The sequence below is a fragment of the uncultured Tateyamaria sp. genome (assembly GCF_947488715.1).
Taxonomy (GTDB): domain Bacteria; phylum Pseudomonadota; class Alphaproteobacteria; order Rhodobacterales; family Rhodobacteraceae; genus Tateyamaria.
Window position 1 is genome coordinate 231556 of sequence record NZ_CANLAG010000001.1, and the last position, 24445, is coordinate 256000.

Genomic DNA, 24445 nt, shown 5'->3' on the forward strand with positions numbered 1-24445 from the left:
CACCACACAACTCCAAAGGACCAATCAAATGAGCACTCTCTTTGAGCCTGGAAAACTGGGCGATATCGACGTCAAAAACCGGGTCTTCATGGCCCCCCTCACGCGCAACCGCGCTCATCCGGATGGCACGCCGCACCAATTGGCGGTGGAATACTACACACAGCGCGCAAGTGCGGGTCTGATCATATCGGAGGGCGTCCAGATCGTTCCGATGGCCAAGGGCTATGTCAACACGCCCGGCATCCACAACGCCAAGCAAATTGCCGCCTGGAAGGACATCACGGACGCCGTTCACACAAAGGGTGGCAAGATCGTCTTGCAACTTTGGCACGTGGGCCGGATCAGTCACACGTCGCTGCTCCCCGATGGAAACGCGCCACTGGCACCCTCGGCCATTCAGGCGGACGCCGGCACGTTCACCGAAGAAGGCCCGACAAACGTGTCGTCGCCGCGGGAACTGACCGTGGCCGAAATCGAGGTAATCGTGACCGAATACGCCAACGCTGCCCAAGCCTCCATCGACGCGGGTGTTGATGGTGTCGAGGTGCATGGCGCAAATGGCTATCTGTTGAACCAGTTCATTTCGACAAACACCAATGACAGAACGGATGCGTACGGCGGTAGCCCGGAAAACCGTTCCAAGCTGCTCTTGGATGTTGTCGATGCAGTGTCCGACCGTATTGGTCGGGGGCGCGTTGGTGTCCGCCTGTCGCCCACCGGGACTTTCAACGACATCCATGATGCCGAAGCAGGCGCAACGTACAGCCACCTGTTCGCAGAGATCGACAAACGCGATCTGGCCTTTTTGCACGTGGTCGAGGCCTTCCCCGGTTTCGAACCGTCGGCTGAGGAACAGCAACTGAATCAAAGCCTGCGCAAGACATTCAGCGGAAACTACATCGCCAATGGTGGATACGACGGCGCGTCGGCGGCCGCCGCTGTCGAAAATGGAGCTGTGGCCGTGTCCTTTGGCCGGATGTTCATTTCCAACCCGGACCTCCCCGAACGGCTGCGTCTTGGCGCCGAGTTGAACGTGTTGGACGACACAACCCTCTATGGCGGCAGCGAAAAGGGTTACACCGACTATCCGGCCCTGTCTTCCGCAGCGTGACACAGAAAAAGGGGGCGGAGTGTGAACGCTCTGCCCCTCATAACAGCCTTTGAAAGTGTGCAGACATGTTGCACCCGAATATCCAATTCGACACGGTTGCCAGGATGAACGGGTACAATCCCGCCACCGTGCTCGAACGGCGCTCGATCTTCGGTAACACGAACGCAGACGATGCGCATTTGGCGCAGAACGCGGCAAATAACCCCACTGTTTCCAAGGCGTGCCTGTGACCCATGTCATCCTTTGGTGACATGCACTAAGCGCCGTACCAAACGCATTCTATGCAGCCAATTTGTGCCAGACGCGCATTGCCCAAAAGTGAACCAAGCCATGAACAACGCAGTACTATTTATCGCAACCGTGTTCGTTTGGGGCACGAGTTGGATTGCGATCACTTGGCAGATTGGGTCTATCTCGGTGATGGTGTCGGTGGCCTATCGCATGGGTCTGGCGGCGGTTCTGTTGCTGTTGGTGCTGGCTGCATTTGGCAAGCTCGCCCGGCCCAAAGTCTGGCGCTTTGTCGCCCTTCAAGCGGCCCTGTTGTTCAGCTTTAATTTCGTGGCGCTCTACAACGCGACGTCCTTTATCACGTCGGGCCAGGTCTCCGTCATTTTCTCGCTGGCATCCGTGTTCAATGCGATCAATGCACGGCTGTTTTTCGGCACGGCGATCACACGGCGGGTGCTGTTTGCGGGACTCATCGGGTTTCTCGGGCTGATTCTGCTCTTTTGGGACGACCTCACGATCAGTGCCAAAGCGGGTACTTTGGTCGGCGTTGCTTGGGCAACGCTGGGCACCGCGTTGTTCTCGCTTGGCAACATGGCATCGCGCCAGAACAGCGCTGTGGGTGTGACGCCCGTGATCGCCAACGCATGGGGCATGGGCCTCGGTGCCGCGATGCTGTTGCTGATCGCCGCGGCGAGTGGGGTATCGATCCCTGTGCCGACTGAGGCTCGATACGTCGCGGCCTTGTTCTATCTCGCGGTCTTTGCCTCGATCATCGGCTTTACATGCTACCTTGTGTTGGTGGACCGCATCGGGGCTGCTCAGGCAGGCTATGCAACGGTGCTGTTCCCGATTGTCGCGTTGGTTGCATCGTCGATATTCGAGGGGTTTGAGTGGACCGTCCTCGCCATTGCGGGGATCGCCCTGACCATCGCGGGCAATGTCGTCATGTTCGGGAAATCCAAACCTGCGTGACGGATCAGCGCCCAACACTACGGCGAAACCGCCGTTCCATCACCGCAACGAACACGGAAATGCACGCCGCCAGCACCAGATAGAGAATGGCGGCATACAGATACGTATTGAGGTCAAAATTGCGGGCAAAGATGGTTCGCGTCTGCCCCATCAAATCCATCACCGTGATGGTCGAGATCAGCGCGCTGCCCTTCATCATCAGGATCAATTCGTTGCCATAGGCTGGCCATGCGATGCGAATGGCCTGCGGCAACATGATCCGGCGCATCGCCCGCAGCCAAGGCATGCCGATGGACAGGGCGGCCTCCATCTGACCCTTTTCGACATTCGCCAAACCGCCGCGAAAAATCTCCGACACATAGGCGCTGGTGTTGAGGGTCAGGACCAGCAGGCCCACCAACCACGGGTTTTTGAAGAAGGTCCACAGGACTGGGCCCAACCCTTGTTCCCCAAGGCTGCCAACCCCAAAATAGATGATCCAAAGCTGCACCAGCAGTGGCGTTCCCCGAAAGACATAGACAAAGATCTGTGCAGGCCACACCAGAACGCTGCGCCCGCTCACACGTGCAAATGTCAGCGCGATGGCGAGGAAGAACCCGATGCCGCAGGCCAGCGCCAAGAGTTCCGTGGTTACGAGGAACCCATCGATAAAGCGCGAACAGGTCTTGGCGAACAGAGGTCCGGATATCGGGGAAAGCCCTGCGCAAATCGTATCGGACACCCAGAATTTCAGGTCTTGATACATTGCTCTAGGCCCCCGCCATGCCACGTCTGGCGCGCCGTTCCAGCGCGCTGCGGACCACATCGGAAAGCGATGTCATCATGAGATAAAGCGCGCCAGCGGCGACAAAGAACAGCAGCGGGCTTTGCTCTGTCTCGCCGCCAAGTTTTGCAATGCGCAACAGCTCATTCAACGCAATGACGGCGGCAAGGGACGTGTCCTTGAGCACAACCATCCAAAGGTTGCCCAAACCGGGGATCGCAAACCGCCAAAGCTGTGGAAAGCGGATGCGGAAAAAGACCTGGCTCCGGCTGAGCCCAATCGCCTGACCTGCCTCGATCTGACCCGATGGCACCGCGAGGTACGCACCGCGAAAGATCTCGCAGGCATAGGCAGCAAAGATGATCGACAACCCGGCCACAGCAGCCATAAATTTCGGCACCTCATAGCCGCCCTGAAAGCCAAGCGACGTGGCCACTGCGTTGATCAGACTGTCAGAGCCAAAGAAGACAAACAGCAGAATGAGGAATTCGGGAACGCCCCGCATAAACAGCGTGTAAGCAGCGGCGGGCCACCGCAGCATTCGGGTCCTGGACAGCTTCATGCCCGCAAGACCCAGGCCCATGACCAACCCGGCCAACATGGCACACAAGGCCAGCTGCAAGGTCAACAACGCACCGTTGAGCAGATCGTCACCCCATCCCCCCTGACCGAAGGACAAAGGACCTAGAACTGTGTTGATCTGCTCCATCTTGCGCCTTCCGATTGTACGCAAAGGGGGCCTGACATGCTGTCTGTCAGGCCCCTTTCTTTGATTTAGAAGATGTCGATGCCGAAGTATTTGATGCTGATGGTCTGATACGTCCCATCGGCGCGGATCGCCTCAATCGCGGTGTTCAGATCATCGCGCAGCGCGTCTTCGCCCTTGCGCACGCCGATGCCAATCTGGTCCGCGATGTCGATCTTTTCGGCAACGAACCCAAATCCCTCGTTGTCCTTCACCCATGCAGCGGCGGGCAGGAAATCCGCGACAACCGTCTCGACCCGGCCAGAGGACAGGTCGGAAAACGCCGCGGGGTTGGTGTCGTACAGACGGATGTCAGCGCGGTTGCCATAGGTGTCTTCGGCCCATTGCGACCCGGTGGTCGAACGCTGCGCACCGATGGACACATCGCCCAGCTTTTCAAGTGTCGCGGTCGTCCCATCCGCGCCAACAACGCTGAGATAGTTGCTGTAATACGGCGCGCTGAAGTCGATGGCCTGTTTGCGTTCTTCGGTGATCGACATGGACGCGATGATGGCGTCGTATTTGTCATTGACCAAACCGGGGATGATCCCGTCCCAGTCCTGCGCAACAATTTCGCATTCGCGCTCCATTGCGGCGCACAGTGCCTCTGCGATCTCAACGTCGAAACCGACCAATTCGCCATCGGCGGTCACGTTGTTGAACGGAGGGTATGCCCCTTCGGTTGCGATGCGCAGAACGTCCTGAGCCGAGGCCGCACTTGCCAGTCCCCCGGCCAACAGGCCGACGGCTAAAACACTGAATTTCATGACTTATCTCCCTAGGTGATGGTTACAGAACCTTGGCGAGGAATTGCTGACACTCCGCAGATTGCGGGTTGCCGAACACCTCGTCCGGTGGGCCCTGTTCGGATATTCTGCCTTGATGCAGAAAAATGGCTTTGTTCGAGACTTCGCGCGCAAAGCCCATTTCATGTGTGACCACAATCATCGTGCGGCCGTCGTCTGCGAGGTCGTGCATAACGTTCAGCACCTCGCCGACCATTTCCGGGTCCAGCGCCGATGTGGGTTCATCAAACAGAAGGACCTTGGGGTCCATCGCCAATGTGCGCGCGATGGCGACACGCTGTTGTTGTCCGCCAGACAGCTGGGTGGGGTAATTGTTGCGCTTGTCTGCGATCCCGACCCGTTCCAGCAATGCCTCGGCACGGCCGCGGGCCTCTGCCTTGGACAGGCCCAGAACGTGCACTGGTCCCTCGATGACGTTCTCAAGGATGGTCATATGTGCCCACAGGTTGAACCCCTGAAACACCATGCCCAGACGGGCACGTATCGCGCTGAGCGCCTTTTGGTCCGTAACCTTGCGGTCGCCTGTCCCAACGTCTGACAGCGGCAGGCGGACACCGTCAATCGTGATCTCACCACGGTTCGGTATCTCCAACAGGTTGATGCAGCGCAGAATGGTCGACTTGCCCGATCCCGATGCTCCGATCAGCGAAATCACCTCGTGCTCAGTTCCGGAAAAGCTGACGCCCTTGATCACCTCAAGCGCACCATAAGACTTGTGCAGCCCGTCGACGGTCAGATAGGCGGAGGAGGTGTTATCGAGCATCGGCTGCCTCTTTCGCGTCTGCCGCCAGCGCCCGCAAACCGTTGGCCAGGGTCAGAACGTCAATGCCGACAGCGACAAAGCTGGCGTTGTGGGCAATGCACTTTGCGATGAAATCCCAGTCCAGCGTCAGGATGCCGGATGCCTTGCCAGCCGCATGAATACGGTCCAGCGCATCAAGGACGATAGCGTGGATTTCGGGCGCATCCGCAGTGGGCGCATATCCAAGATCGACAGACAAGTCCGCGGGGCCAATGAACACGCCATCGATGCCTTCAACGGCAAGGATCTCGTCCAGCGCCTCGATCCCTTTTCGGCTTTCCACCTGGATCAGTAGGCAAATCTCTTGGTCCGCTGTGGTCAGATAGTCGGGGATGGCGGCAAACCGCGATGCACGGCCCAAGGCATAACCAACGCCGCGTATCCCATGCGGGGGATAACGCACCGCACGCACCAGATCGCGCGCCTGTTCCGCGCTGTCGACCATGGGGATCAGCAGGGTTTGCACCCCGGCATCCAGCACCTGTTTGATCAAATCAGCGTCGCCATTGGGCAACCGCACGACCACGTCGCTGTCGCTGGCCTGTAAAATGCCCACCTGATCGGAGATCGAACGCAGGTCATTCGGCGCATGTTCACCGTCAATCAACAGCCAATCGAATCCGGCAGTCCCAACGATTTCGGCGGCGTATTGCGTCGCCAGGCCAACCCAGCAACCCATATGCGGACGGTCGCCCTGGATCGCAGCTTTGAACCTGTTTTTCGGGGCGGGCATCAGGCGTCCTTTCCGATGGAGCACGTGATCTGGCCCAATGTGCCGAAATCGCATTGGATCGTGTCACCCGGTTTTCCGGCGACGGGGCGCGTGAAACTGCCGCCCAGAACAAATTCGCCCGCTTCGAGGGATGTTCCAACCGCGTGCAATTGCCGGGTCAGCCAGACAAGGCCGTTGGCCGGATGCCCGAGAACACCAGCGGACACGCCGGTCTCTTCGATCTTGCCATTGCGGTAGAGGATGCCGGGCACCATCCGCAGGTCGATGTCATCCGGGCGCACGGGCGTGCCGCCCCAGATAATCCCGGCATTCGCGGCATTGTCCGCAATCGAGTCCATGACGTTGAGCGGCGTGCCCGTTTCCGGATCGCTCAGATGCGCACGACAATCGATCACTTCGATTGCGGGGATCACCCATTCGGTCGCATCCAGTACATCAAAGATAGTGACATCAGGACCGGACAAACCGGATTTCAGTTTAAACCCCAGCTCAACCTCGAACCGGGGAAAGATGAACCGGTCGGGTGCAATCACCGCCCCATCATCGATCACCATCGCATCGGTCAACACGCCGTAGTCCGGCGTATCAATACCCACGGCCAATTGCATGGCGCGACTGGTCAGGCCGATCTTGTGACCCACAATCCGTTCACCGCGCGCCAGACGCTGATCCACCCAGGCCGATTGCACCTTGTAGGCATCATCCATCGAAAAGCCGGGATGCTGCACACTGGGCGCGCGAACAACCTGACGGGTGTGCTCTGCCTCGTCATAGGCGGTTGCAAGTTGAGTGATCTGGTTAGGGGTCAGGGTCATGTCATGTCCTAGGTCGCGGTTGAAAGGCGCGGGATGTTCTGCGCGATGGTGTCAGGTTTCGGGGAACCATCCGCCCACTGCTTTGACCTCGAGAAACTCTTCCAGCCCCCAAGAGCCGCCCTCGCGCCCTGTGCCGGATTGTTTGAACCCGCCAAACGGCGCGCCCTTCGACCGGAAGTTGCCATTCATCTCAACCATGCCCGACTTCAACACGCGGGCGACACGGTTGGCACGCACAGGGTCGGTGGTCTGTACATAGTTGGTCAGGCCGTAAGGGGTGTCGTTCGCGATTTCGATGGCGTCTTCTTCGCTGTCAAATGGCATGATGCACAGGACCGGCCCAAAGATTTCCTGCTGCATCACTTGCATGTCGTTGGTCACGTCCGCAAAGACGGTGGGGCGCACAAAATACCCGCGGTTCAGGTCCTGCGGGCGTCCGATACCACCTGCAGCAAGGCGCGCGCCTTCCTTGATGCCGGTGTCGATCATGGCCTGTACCTTGTCGAACTGTGTTTTGTTGACCAACGGGCCGATATGGTCGCCGGGCTTGCCTGCGACATCAACAGTTTGCCCCTCGGCCACCGCAATGGCTTCGGCGACTGCTTCGTCATAGCGCGCGCGTTCCACCAACATGCGGGTCGGCGCGTTGCACGATTGTCCGGTGTTGTTGAAGCAGTGCAGCGCACCGCGGCGCACAGCGTCCTTGTCCGCATCTGCGAACACGATGTTCGCCCCTTTGCCACCCAGTTCGAGCGACACGCGCTTGACGGAATCGGCTGCGTTCTTCGTGATGGCTGTCCCGGCGCGCGTTGATCCGGTGAAGGACACAAAATCCACGTCCGGATGGCCCGAAAGCCGTGTGCCAACACCAAGGCCGTCGCCATTCACCAGGTTAAACACCCCGGCAGGCACCCCGGCCTCGTGCAGGATTTCCGCAAAGATCATCGATGACATCGGGGATTCCTCGGACGGTTTCAAAACCATCGTACAGCCCGCCGCAAGCGCCGCCCCAACCTTGAGCGTCACCTGGTTCAAGGGCCAGTTCCACGGTGTGATCAGCGCACACACCCCGATGGGCTCATAGATAATCCGGTCGTTTGGCGCGGCATCATTCAGGGGACGCTCAAATTCGAACGCTTCCAGCGCCTCGATATATTCGTCGATATGCACGGCACCAATGCCGGTCTGAATGCCGTTGGCAAAATCAATCGGCGCGCCCATCTCTTCGCTCATAGCGGCGGCGATGTCTGCGCTCCGGCTCAGGTAGACCTCGTGCACCCGGCGCAACAGGGCGAGGCGCTCGGCCTTGGTCGTCGCGCTCCATGCGGGAAATGCTGCCTTGGCTGCGGCGACGGCGGCGTCTGCATCCGCTGCACTGCCCAGCGTGATGGTGGCAAAGGCTTCTTCTTTCGATGGGTTGATAACAGGGGCATCGGTGCCCCCATTCGTAGAGACCCAAGCGCCATCAATATAGAAACTCCGAGCGTCTTTCATCGTCGCGACTCCTGTGTTTTGCCGAAAGGAAACACAGAACCAAAAGAGCATAAAATATATAATTTATGCGAGTTTCGTCATTGGATGTATATGCAGCGCGCTCGCGCAGATGTATATTTTGTAGCGATATACGCACAAAGTTTATATTTTATAGACTTATAGCTTTGTGATTTCTTAGGCCTGAGAAAATTGCCCCGCAGCCGCCGCACACAGAAAGGTGACCTAGATATGTCGCTGAACAAAGGCCATCCGATCATGGCGATCCCCGGACCGACCGTTGTGCCGGACCGCGTGTTGAACGCCATGCACCGCCCCTCGGCCAACATCTACGAAGGTGAGCTGGTCGAGATGACGGATCACCTTCTGGATCAGTTGAAAAAGGTGGTTCGCACGGACGGTTACGCGGCGATTTATCTGGCCAACGGTCATGGCGCTTGGGAGGCGGCGATCAAGAACACCCTGAACGAGGGCGACAAGATTGTCGTGCTCAGCAACGGGTTCTTTTCTCACAAATGGGGTGAGGTGGCGGCCACCCATAAATTCGATGTCGAGTATATCGACTATGGTATGGCCTCCGACGCTGATCCTGCACGGCTCGAAGATGTCCTGCGCGCAGACACGGATGGTCAGATCAAGGCCGTTCTGGCGGTGCAGTCCGAAACGTCTTCCTCTGTGCGCAACGACATCCCTGCCCTCAGGGCGGCGATTGATGTGGCGGGACATGACGCACTGTTCATGGTGGACTGCATCGCATCTCTGGGCTGTGATCGGTTCGAGATGGACGCCTGGGGCGTCGATGTCGCTGTGTCTGCCGGGCAGAAGGGGATGATGAACCCTATCGGTCTGTCCTTTGTCTTCTTCAACGAAAAAGCGGACGCCGCACGCGCAGGCGCCAATCCCGGCCAATACTGGGACTGGACCGACCGTGCCAAATCCAAATCCTTCTACCCCCGTTGGTCCGGCAGCCCGCCGGGTCACCACATGTTCGCACTGCGTGAAACGCTGCAAATGATGGTCGACGAAGAGGGGATGGAGGCCGTGTGGGCGCGGCACGCGACCATATCCCGCGCCGTCTGGGCAGCCGTTGATGTGTGGGCTGAGGCGGGTGCACTTGCGCTCAACATCGCGGACCCCGCCAAACGCGCTACCGGCGTGACCACGATCAACACCAGCCCCGGCGTGGCCCACAAGATGCGGCGCTGGTGTCAGGACGAGGCGGGGGTGACCCTTGGCAATTCGCTTGGCTTCCCGCTGGACGAGGTCGAGGACCACTTTCGCATCGGTCACATGGGGCATCTGAACATTCACATGGTGATGGGTGTGCTGGGTGCGATTGAAACGGCGATGATCGCCCAGAACATCCCGCACGGTGCCGGAGCGCTCAGCGCAGCCGCCCGTGTCCTCGCCGCGCATCAAGCGGTCTGAACAAGAACAAAGGAAACCAACATGACCATCAAGACAGCCTTTGTTTGGGACGAAAAATGCTTTTGGCATTTCGGCGGGAACTACGCGCTGCTGGCCCCCGTGGGCGGGCTGGTGCAGCCGATGGTGGCGGGCGGTTTGCCCGAAGCGCCGGAAACCAAGCGTCGCCTCAAGAACCTGATGGATGTGACGGGACTGTCGGGCGAACTCGACATGATGAGCGCGCCGCCCGCCAGCATGGAAGACTTGGCCCGTGTCCACCCGCAGACGTACCTCGACACGTTCAAATCGAAATCCGACAATGGCGGCGGTGAGCTTGGCCTGCGCACCCCCTTTGGCCCCGGCGCGTTCGAGATCGCGGCCTTGTCCGCAGGCCTTGTGATCAAGGCCATCGAAGTCGTGCAGACCGGGCAGGCCCGCAACGCCTACGCTCTGTCTCGCCCGCCCGGACACCACTGCCTGCCAGACTTCCCCAATGGGTTCTGCTTGCTGGCGAACATCGCCATCGCGATCGAGGCCGCGCGTGCGGCGGGTCTGGGCAAGAAGTTCGCCGTCATCGATTGGGATGTGCATCACGGCAACGGAACCGAGGCGATCTTTCTGGACCGCGATGATGTCCTGACCATCTCCCTCCACCAGGATCGCTGCTATCCCCATGACACCGGCGGCACCGAGGTCGTCGGCGAGGGGGCTGGCGCGGGTTTCAACATGAACATACCGCTGCCGCCGGGATGCGGGCACAAGGCATACCTCGACGCGATGGAACGCTTGGTCCTGCCCAAGCTCAGGGCCTTTGACGCCGATCTCGTCATCATTGCCTGCGGGTTCGACGCCTCGGGCTTTGACCCGCTCGCCCGCATGATGTGTTCGCCCGAAACTTACAAGATGATGACCCGGCAAGTGATGGAGGTGACAGGCGGCAAACTGGTCGCCGCGCATGAGGGCGGGTATTCAGAACTATACGTGCCATTCTGCGGTCACGCGATGCTCGAAGAGATGTCAGGCTCCGATATCCGGGCCGACGATCCGCTGCACGCGCGCATCACCGGCCAACAACCCGACGCACATGCAGATGCATTTCACCGCGATGTGGTCACCCGTCTGCACGCCGAATTGCAACATGGCGGGGTGCTATAGGTCCGGTGCCGGATAGGTCAGATCGTGAGCATATCGCGGGTCGACCACGGCAAACCGTTCAGACCCAAGATCCACCATGTATTGATGCAGAACCTTGATAAAGGCCGCGACGCTGGCCGGTTTCTGATCACCGTAAGGGTCAGCGGCAAACAGGGTCGGCTGCCTTATGTCCTCAGAAATTGGCACACGTTTCAGGTTGGGACCATCCGGGCTGGTATCCAGCGTGGGCCTTATGTTGAGAACCGAAACACCAAGCCCGTTGGACACCGCCGACCGAACCGTTTCATAAGACCGCGTGCGAAGCCCGATTTTCGGACGGCGCGCCACGAGGTCAAACAACGCCAACAGATAGACACGCGTTTCCGGCAGATCCAAAAGGATCAAAGGGTTCTCTGCCAGCGTTTCCAGCGACACAACATCCATCTCGGCGATGGGGTTGTTCCTGTTGACCAAGGCATGTGTCGGGAATTTACAGATCGGTGTCGTCCCACCGCCAAACTCCTGCCCGATGTCATAGGTTACGACCAGATCGACCTCACCCGTCGCTAACCATGTCCGCAACTCCGTCTGATCACCTTCCAGCAACGTGAATTCCGTACCGCCATGCAGGTCGATAAACCGCCGGATCACCTGTGGGATCAGCAGCGCGCCAAACGGCACGAAACACCCAATGCGCAGTGAGGACCCGGAGGCCTGCGAGAACTGCTCCAGCGACCTCGAAAACTCTTCGCCAGAGGCCAGAAACCGATGCGCAGAAATCAGGAAATTGCGACCAGCAGGGGTCAGGATGACACCGTGACCTTTGCGCCGCGCAAACAACTGGGTGCCGGTCACGTCTTCGGCCACATCAATCGCGGCCAATACCGAGGATTGCGAAATCGCAAGCACCTTGCAGGCAGCTGCAATGCTGTCGTGTCGGGCCACCTCCCTGAGGTACTCAACCTGGCGATATGTCAGTCTCATAGGTGCAGAATTACATTTGGTAGCTAACTCATGTCAAAAAATATATTTTATGAACAAGTGCGGATGTGGTTGGGTTAGGAAACCTGTTCAAAAAGGCCCGCCGCCATGATCACATTCCGCGCCCCGAAACCGCAAGACACCGAAACCATCGTCGCTTTGAACGAAGCCGTTGTGGCTGTCACCAGCCCGATGGACAGCGCCCGATTCCTCCACCTGCTGGATGTCTCGGATTTCTGCATCGTCGCCGAAGACGCTGGCGCAGTCATTGGCTTTGTCATAGCGATGCAGGACGGCGCGCCCTATGACAACGCGAACTTCTCGTGGTTTTCAGAGCGCCTGAACAAGTTTGTCTACATTGATCGTATCGTGATCGGCGCCGGTGGCCGCGGAAAGGGGTTGGGCAAACAGCTCTATGATCAAGTTTCCGCCGACGCGAAAGCCCAAGGCCGCTTGGTCATGGCCGCAGAAATGGACCTGGTGCCCCCGAACGAAGGATCGTTGGGGTTTCACAAGAAAAACGGCTTTGTCGCATTGGGTGAACGCACCTATGACACCGGCAAAATCGTCTCGATGCAAATCAAAAACCTCTGATATTTTGCACTTCTAACACTCGATCTTCGAGAACGATTCTCGTTTGCCTTTGCAATCTACCTATATGTAAGTAGATATCTAGTTACAGCGTATGAACACACGCCCAACTGACAACGCTGTTTTGAAATTGGAAAGGACACTGCAATGCCATTCACACAGATATCCCTCCGCGCAGGCAAATCGCCCGCGTATCACAAGGCGCTGATGGAAGGGATCTATACCGCCATGCGGGACGCAATTGGCATCCCGGAAAATGACCGCTTTGCAACGATCACCGAGCACAGCCCGAGCTGTTTCAACACCAGCGGCGACTATCTGGGTGTCGACCGGTCCGATGATCTCGTGATGATCCAGATCACGCTTTTAGCCGGTCGCCCGGTCGAGAAAAAACAGGCCTTGTACGCTGCCATCGCGCGCGAACTTGCAAAGGATCCTGGCGTTCGGAAAGAGGACATTTTCGTTAACCTGGTCGAAGTCGCTAAACAGGACTGGTCGCTCGGCAACGGCGTCGCGCAGTACGTCTAGGGGCCAAATCCAAACGAAAAAACGTATCCCGCATCTGATAACACAGGTGCGGGCACATTGGCCAAGCTTTCATCCCAGCGGTCGGATTCTCCGCGCGCTCTGAACCCGCAAATATTCCAACGACAATACCGGGGGGAGCGAGCGGATGCCTTGGGTCGATCCCTCCCTATCGCAAGCGGGTGCACAGACACTCGGAAGTGACTTCGTCAAAACTCACGAAAAGGCGGCCCTTCCAAAAGGTGTTTCACGCAAAGGTGAGTGGTGCAGGCAGTACACAAGATTGCATCGTTGAAAGAATCTACATACATGTAGGTAGTCATTTTTGACACGCCCAATACAATCATTGGCCAAAGGGCCGAAAGGAAAACACCATGAAAAATTTCGCAACAACCAGCGCCATCGTTCTTGCCCTGCTCGGATCTTCGGTCGCAATGACGCCAGCCTTTGCTGCCGACGAATTCAACGTCGCACCCGGCCTGACATATGCGGGCGTCCCGCTTGGTCTGCACGGTGCCGATCCGGTTGCCCTGCTGGCTGGTAACCAGGTGGAAGGTGACGCACAGTTCTTCGCCGCGCACGACGGTGTGGCGTATTACTTCACAAGCGCCGAAAACCAAGCCGCGTTCGAAGCAAACCCGGCAAAGTTCATGCCTCAGAACGGCGGCTTCTGCACGCTCGGCGTCGCATACGCCAAGAAACTGGACGGCAACCCGGACTACGCAACTGTTGTGGACGGCAAACTGTTTGTCTTCGTGAACCAGGCCGCTCTGGACGCCTTTAACAAGGACCAAGCCGCCCTGACCGCACAAGCGGACGAAAACTGGGTCAAGATCAAGAGCGTCAAAGCGACAGACCTGTAAGGTCCTGAACAAACGCGACGGGAGGGCCTGTACTTGGCTCTCCCCATCAAGGTCATACCGCTTTCCGCGCGGCAATTTTCAAAGCGTCCCAAAACGTCAGCCGCAAAACAAAAGAACCGGACCCGATAAAGGGCCCGGTCAAGGCGATCAGCCACGGAAGCAGCCAATAATTCAATGTACGGGCGCACCCCGACCAGACGGGAACGCGCCCAATTCGATCCCGATTACATCTCGCTGGCTGCTTGCAACGGGCCAGTGTTGACCGCGTTTTCATAGCTGCCAAGAGCACTGTCGATGGACCCTGCTGTGACGAACACATCCGCCACACCCTTCATAAAGGTCGCGGCATTGCCACCCAGCCATGTCTGAGACAACTGGTCCTCAACGCTGGGGAACTTCATGGTCGCGATGGCTGACTTGGCTGCATCCAGGTCCATACCCGCCTGTTCCGCGATCACGGCCAGATTCTCGTCGCTGGGGTCGGCGTACCAAGCGGCATTTGCATCGGCGGTCACCTTGAGGAACTTCGCCACCACGTCGCCGTTTTCCGCGATAAAGCTTGCAGGCGCAGAGGTCACATCGAACACCAGAATGCCCAGTGCTTCTTTCTCGTCGCCGGTCAGAAGGACATTCCCGTGCTCTTTCATCCGGCTCAAACCGCCGCCATAGCCACAGGCGAAATCAACCGCACCCTGGCTCAGGGCCGCCGCCCCTTGGTCGGGCGCCATGTCCAGCACTTGCAGGCTGTCCAGAGCGATGCCGAAATGGTCCATCTGACGCAAGAAGCCATAGTGCGCCGCTGTACCAAGGGGGACGGCCACTGTCTTGCCAGCCAGTTCGCCTGCGTTGTCCTTGTCGACCTCCAAGCCGGTGCTGACCACGCAGTTGTCATTGTCGGAATAGCTCACCGCCACGTCGACGACCTGCAGGTCCTGCCCACCAGACGCGGCAACCACGAACGGTGGAACGCCCTGGCTCACCGCGATCTGCACGTCGCCCGACGCCATGGCCGCGCTCATCGCGGTGCCGGTGTCAAAGGACACCCAGTTGACCTTCATGCCCAACGCTTCGTCGTAAGCGCCCGACGCCTTGGCGGCCATCATGGGCATGGGCCACTCGAGGAAATAGGCCACGGTGATTTCTTCGTGCCCGTCTGCCAGTGCGACATGGCCTGACATTGCGACGGCCGCAGCGGCCAAAATGCTGAATGTAGTCTTCATGTGTGTACTCCCGTTGGTATGTCACTACGTGATCATAGTTTTGCAATACAAAACTTTTATTTTGCATATTGAGAATAAAAAGCTTGCACCCGATCCGTCAAACCTTTTCTTTGAATGCCGACTGCACCCGCCAGCATCGGCGGTTTGCAGTGCACAAATTTTCACAGACCGGGGCATGGCGCAGCAATGGCAACAGGGCAAAATCCCAATTCCACAGGTGATCAAATCCACTGGCACCGCACGGCTGGCCCTGCGCCGGTTTGCGATAGGCTGTCGTCGCGGCTCAGTGCCGATGTTGTGGTGGTCGGTGGTGGCCTGACGGGTACTCGGACGGCGCTTGGCTTGGCCGAAAGCGGGGCAAATGTCGTCTTGCTCGAAGGTCGGCAAATCGGCTTTGGCGCATCGGGCCGCAGTGGTGGGCAATGCAATCCTATGTGGCGTGCCACGCCCGACGGTCTGGCCAAGCGGTTTGGTGACGCGCTGGCCGGTCGTCTGGTGGAAACGACCCTCGGGTCTGCCGATGCGCTCTTTGCGGATATCGACCGCTACGGCATCGCCTGTGATCCCGTCCAAAACGGCTGGGTACAGGCCGCCCACTGCCGCAGCGCACAACGTGGCCTCGAACGGTTGGGCAAGGCATGGGCAGACGCAGGCGCCGACATCCGGTTCCAGGACAAAGCCGCCACAGCCCGCACCAGTGGCTCTTCCAACTATGACTTTTCGCTGTTCCACACCAAGGGTGGGCATGTGCAACCACTCTCGTTGACGCGCGGCTTTGCACATGCGGCTGTGACCCGCGGTGCCACCCTCTTTGAAAACAGCCCCGTGACCTCGATGACCCACAACGGCGGCAAATGGACGGTGACAACCCAAGTCGGATCCGTGACCGCGCCGCAGGTGATCCTGACCACCAATGCCTATTCCGACGATCTGTGGCCCAAATTGCGACAGACGTTCTTTCCACTGGTCAGCATATCGCTGGCAACGGCGCCCCTGTCAGCCGAACAGCAGGCGAGCGTTCTGCCCGGTGGTGTGACCATCGCCGACACGCGCCGCGCGATCTATTACTCGCGCTACGACCGCGACAATCGCCTTGTCTTTGGCTGCGTGGGCAGCACGGACAACTCTGCCGACTTTGGCGGCATCGCCCGGCTGAAAGAGGGCCTTGTCACCGTCTTTCCGCAATTGCGAGACATCGGGATCGAGGCGACGTGGGCCGGGCGCATCGCCGTGACGCCGGATATGATGCCACATCTGCACGAACCCGCCCCCGGCGTGCTGGCCGGGTTGGGCTTTAGCGGGCGGGGCATTGCGATGACCTCAGTGATGGCCCGCACATTGGTCAAAAAGGCATCGGGGGCCGCCGCTGATACGCTGCCCTTTGCCATCAGCCCGGTAAACGCACTGCCGCTGCACTGGGCGTCGCGCAAACTGATCCCGTTGGCCGCCCCCGCCATGACCGTGCGGGACAAGATCGACACCATGTTCAACCGCGGCTGACCCCACCAAAGGATTTCTCATATGACTTTCACTCTCTTCCGCGACACCGCTGTGCCTCGCGTGAAAAAGGACACTGGCGACGCCACCCTGTCCGGTGACCCCGTCCAGCATGCAGAGCTGAAATTTACAGGCCACGACGACACGGTCAAATCGGGCATCTGGGATTGCACCGCAGGTGCGTTCCGCGCGGACTATGACGGCATCACCGAATTTTGCCACGTGCTCGAAGGGGGTGCGACGATCACCACCGATACCGGCGAAACATACGAAGTGGCGGCGGGCGACGCCTTTGTTATGGCGGCGGGCCTGCGCACCACGTGGACAGTGCCGCACTACATCAAAAAGCACTTTGTCATCTGCGCGGTGGACTAGTCGGGGTTCTTGCCGCCAATCATCCGTGTGACCTCTTGGGCCGAGGCAACCAGCGCGTCAGACCACCCCATGATGTCGTCGATGCTGTGACGGGTGTGCACCGTCCAGATGTTCAACACCGCAATGGGGTCGCCCATATAATTAAAGATCGGCGCGGATATTCCGAGGAAATGATCGTATTCCTCGCGGTCGTTCGCGGCAAATCCCTGCGCACGGACTTCGCGCAGGGCGGCGCGAAACGTATCGGCGTCGGTGATCGTCCGCTCGGTGAATCGTTCAAACACATGATCGCTGAGCATCGCGTCACACACGGCAGGGGGCAGATATGCCATCAGCGCCTTGCCCGAGGCCGAACAATGAACCGGCTCGCGCATGCCGGGCCGCTGTATCCCACCAAGCGATCCCTTGGCCTCGATCAGTCGCAGGTACACAACATCCGTGCCGTTTGGCACACCCAGCGTCACGTTGCCATCAAACTGCGCGTGCAGGCGCATCATCTCATCCAGCGCCACGGCTTGAATGTCATAGCCCGAATAGGCGTTGCGCACCAAATCGAACACCTTGGGGCCCAACAGGTAGACCTTGGACCCTTTGACATGCTGCACCAACTGTTCATCCGCCGCGATGCCCAGCAACCGGTGCAGTGTGCTTTTGTTCAGCCCCGTTTGTTCCACCAGTTCGGAAAAGGTCAGCGGCGTGCGCGCTTCGCTGATCACGGTCACAAGGGACATCAATTTCTGAACAATCGAGCTGGTCATGCAGAGCGGAGTATCGTGTTTCAAAAATATCGACAACTGTTGCGGCGGGCCTTGGTCTACTCGCACGCACCAGTGGCCGCCGCTTGCGTTTCCACCTCAACCCTCTATCTACAGATAGGCCAAACCAGTGTGGAGCAGTCGGATGAGCAGCGACCGGGAAACGCAGATACTCGATTTCGCCGAACGCGCGATGCGCAAAGGCGGGCTCGATTCCGTCAGCTTTCGCGACGTCGCAGCGGCAATCGGCATCAAAAGCGCATCGGTCCACTACCACTTCCCGACCAAGGCGGACCTCGCCGAACGGGTAACACAACGCTATGCCGAACGCTTTATCGCGGGCTTGGGCGCGCCAGACCTGCCCGATGAGACGCCTGCTGCACGGCTCAACCGTTTGGCCGACGCATATCAGGCGGCCTACGCTCTCGAAGAATCCACCTGCCTCTGCATGGTCCTGGGGTCCGTTGCCGCGAATATTCCCGGCGCAACCTCTGATCAGGTGCGCCACTTCTACGATCAACTCGGCCAGTGGATCGCGGCAGCCCTCAAGGGCAGCGCAACGCCGGTATCGCCCGCTTTGGTCATCGCAACGCTGCAGGGTGCGATGGCATTGGCGGTTGCAACAGGTGACCCAACACCTTTGGGCGATGCCCGCGACCATCTGGTGTCCACCGTCTGAAAGACCGACTTGCAAGTCTGACATCCTGCCACCGCATCAAAGGTTCTTGTGCTGGCGGTCCGCGTGCGTACCCTGTGACACAGCGCCGGTGATCCTGCACCGTGCGACACGAGGGGCGAGCACAATGGACCAGAACATCATCGAAAACCTACGTGCCCGTTCGGTGCCCGCATTTCAACATATGATCGACGGATGCCACGTGCCTGCCTCGGACGGTCAGACGCTGGATGTCATCTCTCCGATCGACGGGCGGGTCCTAACCACCGTGGCGCGGGGCACTGCGGCGGATATGACCGCCGCCATCGCTGCGGCGCGTGCAGCCTTCGAGGACGGTCGCTGGGCCGCCCAAGCCCCCGCCGCACGCAAAAGGATCCTGATGCGCTGGGCCGATCTGATCGAGGCAAACGCGCCAGAACTTGCGGTCCTGGGCGTCCGCGACAACGGCACCGAAATCAGCATGGCGCTCAAGGCCGAACCGGTTTCCGCCGCTGCAACGATCCGCTATTACGCCGAAGCATTGGACAAGGTTTACGGCGAGATCGCGCCAACCGCGTCTGACGTGCTGGGCATGATCCACAAGGAACCCGTGGGCGTGGTGGGTGCCATCGTGCCGTGGAATTTCCCCATGATGATCGGGGCCTGGAAACTGGCTCCGGCATTGGCCATGGGCAACTCGGTTGTGCTGAAGCCCGCCGAAACCGCCTCTCTGTCCCTCATGCGGATGGTCGACCTCGCGCACGAGGCGGGTTTGCCTCCGGGTGTGCTGAACGCAGTCACCGGTGAGGGCGCTGTGGTTGGCGAGGCGATGGGCCTGTCGATGGATGTGGACGTGCTGGTCTTTACCGGGTCAGGCGGCACCGGGCGTCGCCTAATGGGCTACGCGGCACGGTCGAACCTGAAACGTGTCTACCTCGAACTGGGCGGCAAATCCCCGAACATCGTGTTCGCCGACGCACCGGACTTGGTGCAGGCCGCCAAGGTTGCGGCGTCCGGCATCTTTCGCAACGCCGGTCAGGTCTGTGTCGCCGGTTCGCGGCTCTTGGTCGAGGCGTCGATACACGACGACTTTGTCGCCGAGGTGGCCAAAGCGGCCCAAGGGATGCGGGTGGGCGATCCGCTTGCGCTGGACACCAACATCGGGGCCATCAACTCGCAAACGCAACTCGACGCCAACCTGCGCTTCGTGGCAACCGCGCAGGCCGAAGGCGGCGAGATCGTCACCGGCGGCGACCGGGTTCTGGCTGAGACTGGCGGCTACTACATGGCCCCAACAATCGTCACCGGCGTGACCCGCGACGCCACCCTGACCCAAAAGGAAGTGTTCGGCCCTGTTCTGGGCGTCACGCCGTTTGAAACCGAGACCGAGGCGATCCAACTGGCGAATGCCACGAACTACGGCCTCGCCGGTGGTGTCTGGACCTCAAACCTTGGCCGCGCACATCGGATGATCCGCGCCGTGCGCACGGGTGTGATGCACGTCAACACCTATGGCGGGGCGGACGGGACGGTCCCGCTGGGCGGTGTCGGGCAATCGGGCAACGGGTCGGACAAGTCGCTGCACGCCATCGACAAGTATATCAATCTCAAGACCGCATGGATCAAACTGTAAGGAGGCCGCGATGACCGACAAAACGGTTCTGGTGATCGGCACATACGACACCAAAAACGACGAGCTGGCCTTTCTCGCCGATGTGATCCGGGGGCAGGGCGGCCATGTGGTGACAATGGATGTCTCAGTTCTGGGGGACCCGGCGCACCCGACGGACTACTCCAAACATGACGTCGCCCACGAAGGGGACAGCACAATTCAGGCCGCGATTGACAGCGGCGATGAAAACCACGCGATGCAGATCATGGCGCGCGGGGCCAGCCTGTTGGCGGCGCGGCTGCATGCCCAAGGCGTGTTTGACGGCATGATCGTGCTTGGCGGGACAATGGGAACCGATCTGGCACTCGATGTGGCGTCCGCCTTGCCGCTTGGCGTGCCGAAATACATCGTGTCGACCGTATCCTTTTCACCGTTGATCCCGCCTGAACGGTTGGCACCGGACACTCAGATGATCCTGTGGGCGGGTGGGCTGTATGGTCTGAACTCCGTGTGCAAGGCGTCGCTGTCTCAGGCGGCGGGCGCTGTGCTGGGTGCCGCGCGGGCCGTTCGACCGCCTGACCGGACCAAGCTGCTGGTGGGTATGATGTCGCTGGGCACGTCAGCACTGAAATACGTGGTGCCGCTGAAACCCGCCCTCGAAGAACGCGGGTTCGAGGTTGCGGTGTTCCACGCAACCGGCATGGGCGGGCGCGCGTTCGAAAGCCTCGCCAAACAGGGGGCCTTTGCCTGTGTGCTCGACTTTTGCACCCAAGAGTTAGGCAATCACATCCACGGTTCCAACATCTCTGCAGGGGCGGACAGGCTGACCAATGCCGGGGCGGCAGGCACACCGCAGATCGTGGCACCGGGGTGCTATGATCTGGTCGACATCGTCGGCTGGCAGCCCTTGCCAGATAAATGGTCAGAACACCTCACCCATGCGCACAACCGTTTGCTGACGTCCGTGGTGTTGAACACGGACGAACGAGAGGCCGTGGCCCGCGCCCATGCCCGACAGCTATCTACGGCCACTGGCCCGGTGGCGATGATCCTGCCGGAACATGGGCTGGGCGAATGGGACCGCGCAGGCGCAGACCTGCACGACGCGGCCGGTCTGCGTGCATTTCTCGAGGTGCTCACCTCGGAACTGCCGGAACACGTCGAAACGCACCGTTTGGATTGCCACATCAACGACCCGGCCTTTGCGAACAAGGCGCTGGCCATCTTTGACGCCTGGTGCGCCAATGGTCAGATCAAGCGTTAGGCGCGCGCGCCAGGATCCAGATCCGCGAGCAGGTCCAGCAGCGTCTCGTACCGCTCTGCGCCCAGCGTCGCCTTGAACTCTGCCACAATCTGTGCGGCCTCATCCGCGCGGTCGTCGATGATTTTCTGACCCGCGTCCGTGATCTCTATAAACTGGCGGCGACGGTCCTTTTGATCACGGGTCTGGGTCACCAACCCCTTGTCGCGCAAGGTTGCCACAATGCGCGTCAGGCTCGGGAACAACAGACTGGCGCGGTCGGCCAGCGTCTTGGCATCCAGCACTCCGAATTCTGACAACACGCGTAACACGCGCCACTGTTGTTCCGTAATCCCGGTTTCTGCCAACATCTCGCGAATGGGGGCCATCACCCCCTCGCGGGCGCGGATCAGCGCAATCGGCAAAGATCGGGAAGTCGAAGGAAGTGACATCGTCATATGCAGCCCAAACTGTACTCAACCGCCAATTGCACCTTACCCTGTGCCTTGACAACTCATCATATCAATACTTAACTTCGCAACAATTAACATGTTAACGAAATACTGATGCGGACCGGAGGAAAACGTGTGACCCAGCTTGACGACAACGTCGCGAAACTGAGCGGCTATCTCGCCCGCTTCCGCACGGGCGGCATCCCAAACCGGATCGCGGGTCAGGACACTGCCGGGGCCGGGGGAGTCTTCCAATCCGTCTCGCCCGTGGACAAGAGCGTGATCTGTGACGTGGCCCGCGGCACCGCGGCAGATATTGATGCCGCCGCCACCGCCGCGCACGATGCCTTCCCCGCCTGGCGCGACATGCCCGCCAAAGAGCGGCGCGCCATACTTATCCGTATTGCCGAAGGGATCGAGGCGCGCGCCGAAGAAATCGCGCTTTGCGAGTGTTGGGACACCGGGCAGGCCTACAAATTCATGTCCAAGGCCGCACTGCGCGGTGCCGAGAACTTTCGCTATTTCGCGGACCAGGTGGTGCAGGCCCGCGATGGGCAGCACCTTAAATCCCCAACCCTGATGAACATCACCACTCGCGTGCCAATCGGTCCCGTTGGTGTTATCACGCCGTGGAACACGCCATTCATGCTGTCCACCTGGAAAATCGCGCCTGCCCTGGCTGCGGGATGCACGGTGGTTCACAAACCCGCCGAAGCGTCACCCGTGACCGCGCGCCTGCTTGTCGAAATCGCCGAAGACGCCGGCCTGCCGCCGGGTGTGCTGAACACGGTCAACGGCTTTGGCGAAGAGGCAGGCAAGGCGCTGTGTGAACACCCCAAGGTCAGGGCCATCGCCTTTGTCGGCGAAAGCCGGACAGGGTCGATGATCACCAAACAGGGGGCCGATACGCTCAAGCGTAACCACCTCGAACTGGGGGGTAAGAACCCGGTTATCGTCTTTGACGACGCCGATCTGGACCGGGCGCTGGATGCGGTGATCTTTATGATCTACTCGATCAACGGCGAACGCTGCACGTCGTCGTCCCGCCTGCTGATCCAGGACACGATCCGCACAGAGTTCGAGGCGCGGCTGGTCGAACGGGTGAACAATATCCGCGTGGGCCACCCCCTCGACCCGGCCACCGAAATCGGCCCGCTGGTGACGCAGGAACACTATGACAAGGTGACCAGCTATTTTGACATCGCCCGCCAGGACGGTGCCACCATCGCCGCCGGTGGCGATGTGGTGGGTGATACCGGGTACTACGTGCGCCCAACCCTGTTCACCGATGCGCGCAACGACATGCGCATCGCGCGCGAAGAGATCTTTGGCCCCGTGCTGACCTCTATCCCTTTCACCACCGAGGACGAGGCCCTGCACATTGCCAACGACACACCCTACGGCCTCACCGGCTATGTCTGGACCAATGACATCACGCGCGCGCTGCGTTTCACAGACCGGCTTGAGGCAGGAATGATCTGGGTCAATTCCGAAAATGTCCGGCACCTGCCCACGCCCTTTGGTGGGGTCAAGGCGTCGGGCATCGGGCGGGACGGCGGCGACTGGTCGTTCGAGTTCTACATGGAACAAAAGCACATCGGCTTTGCCACAGGCCAACACAAGATCACCAAACTCGGCGCCACGGCCCCGCAATAGCAAGGAACGCGCCCATGCCTGTGCCAGCCCCCAACCTTTACCCGGACTTCAACACGGTCCGCCTCAGCCACGCCTGCCTGAACGTCCGCGATCTGGATGTGTCCAAGCGGTTCTATGTCGACACCCTTGGCCTGCAAGTCACCGATGAAACCGACACGCACGTCTATCTGCGCGCAATGGAGGAACGCGGCCACCACTGCCTCATCCTGCAGAAATCAGACCAGCCCGGCACCGTCGACGCCGTGGGGTTCAAAACCTTTGACGAGGATGATCTGGACCGCGCCCATGCCTATTTCGAGGCCAGGGACCGCCCGGTGTCTTGGGTGGATCGCCCGTTTCAGGGCCGTACCCTGCTGACGTCGGACAACATCGGCATCCCGCTGGAATTCTATCACAAGATGGACCGCCTGCCACCCATCCATCAGAACTATGCGCTCTACCGTGGTGTCAAACCGCTGCGGATCGACCATTTCAACTGCTTCAGCCACGATGTCGACGCCAGCGTCGCGTTCTATTCCGACTTTGGGTTTCGCGTCACCGAATACACCGAGGACGCAGACAGCAAACGGCTCTGGGCCGCGTGGCTACACCGCAAGGGCGGCGTGCATGATATGGCCTTTACCAACGGCACCGGGCCGCGATTGCACCACGTCGCGTTCTGGGTGCCAACGCCGCTGAACATCATTGACCTGCTCGATCTGATGGCGACCACGGGCTATGTCGACCACATCGAACGCGGGCCGGGGCGGCACGGTATTTCCAACGCCTTCTTCCTCTATGTCCTCGACCCCGACGGCCACAGGATCGAGATCTACTGCTCGGATTACCAGACGGTCGATCCGGACCACGAGCCGATCCATTGGGACCTCAAGGACCCGCAGCGACAAACGCTGTGGGGCGCGGCCGCACCAGAAAGCTGGTTCAAACACGGGTCCCTCTTTGTCGGCGTCGACACACAGGACAGCCAGATCAAGGCCAGCCCGATCATCGCGCCCTGACAGGCAGGAAGGCATCAC

Annotated in this window: 26 protein-coding genes; 15 read left to right on the forward strand and 11 right to left on the reverse strand. The window is 59.8% G+C overall.

Annotated features, from left to right (window positions below):
* Positions 1-28 precede the first annotated feature (28 nt).
* The 3 genes from Q0936_RS01075 (at position 29) to Q0936_RS01085 (ending at position 2311) form a co-directional block, all read left to right on the forward strand.
* Positions 29-1111 (forward strand): alkene reductase, encoded by a 1083-nt coding sequence (locus Q0936_RS01075; protein ID WP_299297248.1) that lies wholly within the window; start codon positions 29-31, stop codon positions 1109-1111.
* Positions 1112-1176: 65 nt separating this feature from the next.
* Positions 1177-1341, forward strand: a complete 165-nt coding sequence (locus Q0936_RS01080) for a hypothetical protein (RefSeq protein WP_299297249.1) — start codon at positions 1177-1179, stop codon at positions 1339-1341.
* A 100-nt stretch (positions 1342-1441) separates the two neighbouring features.
* Positions 1442-2311: a DMT family transporter gene (locus tag Q0936_RS01085; RefSeq protein WP_299297251.1), complete on the forward strand. Its 870-nt coding sequence runs from the start codon at positions 1442-1444 to the stop codon at positions 2309-2311.
* A 4-nt stretch (positions 2312-2315) separates the two neighbouring features.
* Here Q0936_RS01085 and Q0936_RS01090 read toward each other — a convergent pair whose 3' ends face one another.
* The 7 genes from Q0936_RS01090 to Q0936_RS01120 form a co-directional block, all read right to left on the reverse strand.
* Positions 2316-3056, reverse strand: coding sequence for an ABC transporter permease subunit (locus Q0936_RS01090; protein WP_299297252.1), 741 nt, complete (start codon positions 3054-3056; stop codon positions 2316-2318).
* A gap of 4 nt (positions 3057-3060) precedes the next feature.
* Entirely contained in the window at positions 3061-3783 is a 723-nt protein-coding gene (locus Q0936_RS01095) for an ABC transporter permease subunit (protein ID WP_299297254.1), read from the reverse strand.
* Positions 3784-3848: 65 nt separating this feature from the next.
* Positions 3849-4586 (reverse strand): transporter substrate-binding domain-containing protein, encoded by a 738-nt coding sequence (locus Q0936_RS01100; protein ID WP_299297255.1) that lies wholly within the window; start codon positions 4584-4586, stop codon positions 3849-3851.
* Between the two features lie 22 nt (positions 4587-4608).
* The gene (locus Q0936_RS01105) at positions 4609-5388 is read right to left on the reverse strand and encodes an ATP-binding cassette domain-containing protein (protein ID WP_299297256.1); all 780 of its coding nucleotides are present in this window, start codon (positions 5386-5388) and stop codon (positions 4609-4611) included.
* Entirely contained in the window at positions 5378-6160 is a 783-nt protein-coding gene (locus Q0936_RS01110) for an HpcH/HpaI aldolase/citrate lyase family protein (RefSeq protein ID WP_299297258.1), read from the reverse strand. Before Q0936_RS01110 ends, Q0936_RS01105 begins: the two co-directional genes overlap by 11 nt.
* Positions 6160-6975: a 2-oxo-hept-4-ene-1,7-dioate hydratase gene (gene hpaH / locus Q0936_RS01115; protein WP_299297259.1), complete on the reverse strand. Its 816-nt coding sequence runs from the start codon at positions 6973-6975 to the stop codon at positions 6160-6162. Before hpaH ends, Q0936_RS01110 begins: the two co-directional genes overlap by 1 nt.
* 51 nt (positions 6976-7026) lie before the next feature.
* Entirely contained in the window at positions 7027-8469 is a 1443-nt protein-coding gene (locus Q0936_RS01120; RefSeq protein ID WP_299297261.1) for an aldehyde dehydrogenase family protein, read from the reverse strand.
* A gap of 228 nt (positions 8470-8697) precedes the next feature.
* Between Q0936_RS01120 and Q0936_RS01125 the strand changes: the two genes are divergently transcribed.
* Together Q0936_RS01125 and Q0936_RS01130 are read left to right on the forward strand one after the other, a co-directional pair.
* On the forward strand, positions 8698-9894 hold the full coding sequence (locus tag Q0936_RS01125) for an aminotransferase class V-fold PLP-dependent enzyme (protein ID WP_299297262.1): 1197 nt from the start codon (positions 8698-8700) through the stop codon (positions 9892-9894).
* 27 nt (positions 9895-9921) lie between these two features.
* A complete protein-coding gene (locus Q0936_RS01130; RefSeq protein ID WP_299297298.1) occupies positions 9922-11028 on the forward strand; it encodes a class II histone deacetylase in 1107 nt (368 codons plus the stop codon).
* Here the strand turns inward: Q0936_RS01130 and Q0936_RS01135 are convergent.
* Positions 11023-11991 (reverse strand): LysR substrate-binding domain-containing protein, encoded by a 969-nt coding sequence (locus Q0936_RS01135; RefSeq protein WP_299297263.1) that lies wholly within the window; start codon positions 11989-11991, stop codon positions 11023-11025. The genes Q0936_RS01130 and Q0936_RS01135 overlap by 6 nt on opposite strands.
* A 105-nt stretch (positions 11992-12096) precedes the next feature.
* Between Q0936_RS01135 and Q0936_RS01140 the strand changes: the two genes are divergently transcribed.
* The 3 genes from Q0936_RS01140 to Q0936_RS01150 all read left to right on the forward strand — a co-directional run bounded on the left by Q0936_RS01140 (position 12097) and on the right by Q0936_RS01150 (position 13967).
* Positions 12097-12582 (forward strand): GNAT family N-acetyltransferase, encoded by a 486-nt coding sequence (locus Q0936_RS01140; protein WP_299297265.1) that lies wholly within the window; start codon positions 12097-12099, stop codon positions 12580-12582.
* Between the two features lie 144 nt (positions 12583-12726).
* Entirely contained in the window at positions 12727-13107 is a 381-nt protein-coding gene (locus tag Q0936_RS01145; protein ID WP_299297266.1) for a tautomerase family protein, read from the forward strand.
* Between the two features lie 371 nt (positions 13108-13478).
* The gene (locus tag Q0936_RS01150; RefSeq protein ID WP_299139378.1) at positions 13479-13967 is read left to right on the forward strand and encodes a YHS domain-containing (seleno)protein; all 489 of its coding nucleotides are present in this window, start codon (positions 13479-13481) and stop codon (positions 13965-13967) included.
* Positions 13968-14191: 224 nt separating this feature from the next.
* Here the strand turns inward: Q0936_RS01150 and Q0936_RS01155 are convergent, their stop codons facing one another.
* On the reverse strand, positions 14192-15187 hold the full coding sequence (locus Q0936_RS01155; RefSeq protein WP_299139376.1) for an ABC transporter substrate-binding protein: 996 nt from the start codon (positions 15185-15187) through the stop codon (positions 14192-14194).
* Positions 15188-15373: 186 nt separating this feature from the next.
* Between Q0936_RS01155 and Q0936_RS01160 the strand changes: the two genes are divergently transcribed.
* Positions 15374-16687, forward strand: coding sequence for an FAD-dependent oxidoreductase (locus tag Q0936_RS01160; protein WP_299297267.1), 1314 nt, complete (start codon positions 15374-15376; stop codon positions 16685-16687).
* A 21-nt stretch (positions 16688-16708) separates the two neighbouring features.
* A complete protein-coding gene (locus Q0936_RS01165) occupies positions 16709-17059 on the forward strand; it encodes a cupin domain-containing protein (protein ID WP_299297268.1) in 351 nt (116 codons plus the stop codon).
* Here Q0936_RS01165 and Q0936_RS01170 read toward each other — a convergent pair.
* Complete coding sequence (locus tag Q0936_RS01170; protein WP_299297269.1) at positions 17056-17817, reverse strand: IclR family transcriptional regulator; 762 nt, start codon at positions 17815-17817, stop codon at positions 17056-17058. The two genes, Q0936_RS01165 and Q0936_RS01170, sit on opposite strands and share 4 nt — an antisense overlap.
* Positions 17818-17959: 142 nt before the next feature.
* Between Q0936_RS01170 and Q0936_RS01175 the strand changes: the two genes are divergently transcribed.
* The 3 genes from Q0936_RS01175 (at position 17960) to Q0936_RS01185 (ending at position 21345) form a co-directional block, all read left to right on the forward strand.
* A complete protein-coding gene (locus tag Q0936_RS01175) occupies positions 17960-18493 on the forward strand; it encodes a TetR/AcrR family transcriptional regulator (RefSeq protein ID WP_299297271.1) in 534 nt (177 codons plus the stop codon).
* A gap of 124 nt (positions 18494-18617) precedes the next feature.
* Complete coding sequence (locus Q0936_RS01180) at positions 18618-20102, forward strand: aldehyde dehydrogenase family protein (protein ID WP_299297272.1); 1485 nt, start codon at positions 18618-18620, stop codon at positions 20100-20102.
* A 10-nt stretch (positions 20103-20112) separates the two neighbouring features.
* Complete coding sequence (locus Q0936_RS01185; protein ID WP_299297273.1) at positions 20113-21345, forward strand: Tm-1-like ATP-binding domain-containing protein; 1233 nt, start codon at positions 20113-20115, stop codon at positions 21343-21345.
* Here the strand turns inward: Q0936_RS01185 and hpaR are convergent.
* The gene (gene hpaR / locus Q0936_RS01190; RefSeq protein WP_299139360.1) at positions 21342-21779 is read right to left on the reverse strand and encodes a homoprotocatechuate degradation operon regulator HpaR; all 438 of its coding nucleotides are present in this window, start codon (positions 21777-21779) and stop codon (positions 21342-21344) included. The two genes, Q0936_RS01185 and hpaR, sit on opposite strands and share 4 nt — an antisense overlap.
* Positions 21780-21908: 129 nt before the next feature.
* Here hpaR and hpaE point away from each other — a divergent pair, with 129 nt between their 5' ends.
* Together hpaE and hpaD are read left to right on the forward strand one after the other, a co-directional pair.
* A complete protein-coding gene (gene hpaE / locus Q0936_RS01195; protein ID WP_299297275.1) occupies positions 21909-23429 on the forward strand; it encodes a 5-carboxymethyl-2-hydroxymuconate semialdehyde dehydrogenase in 1521 nt (506 codons plus the stop codon).
* Between the two features lie 14 nt (positions 23430-23443).
* Positions 23444-24427, forward strand: a complete 984-nt coding sequence (gene hpaD / locus Q0936_RS01200; RefSeq protein WP_299297276.1) for a 3,4-dihydroxyphenylacetate 2,3-dioxygenase — start codon at positions 23444-23446, stop codon at positions 24425-24427.
* The last annotated feature ends 18 nt before the right edge of the window (positions 24428-24445 follow it).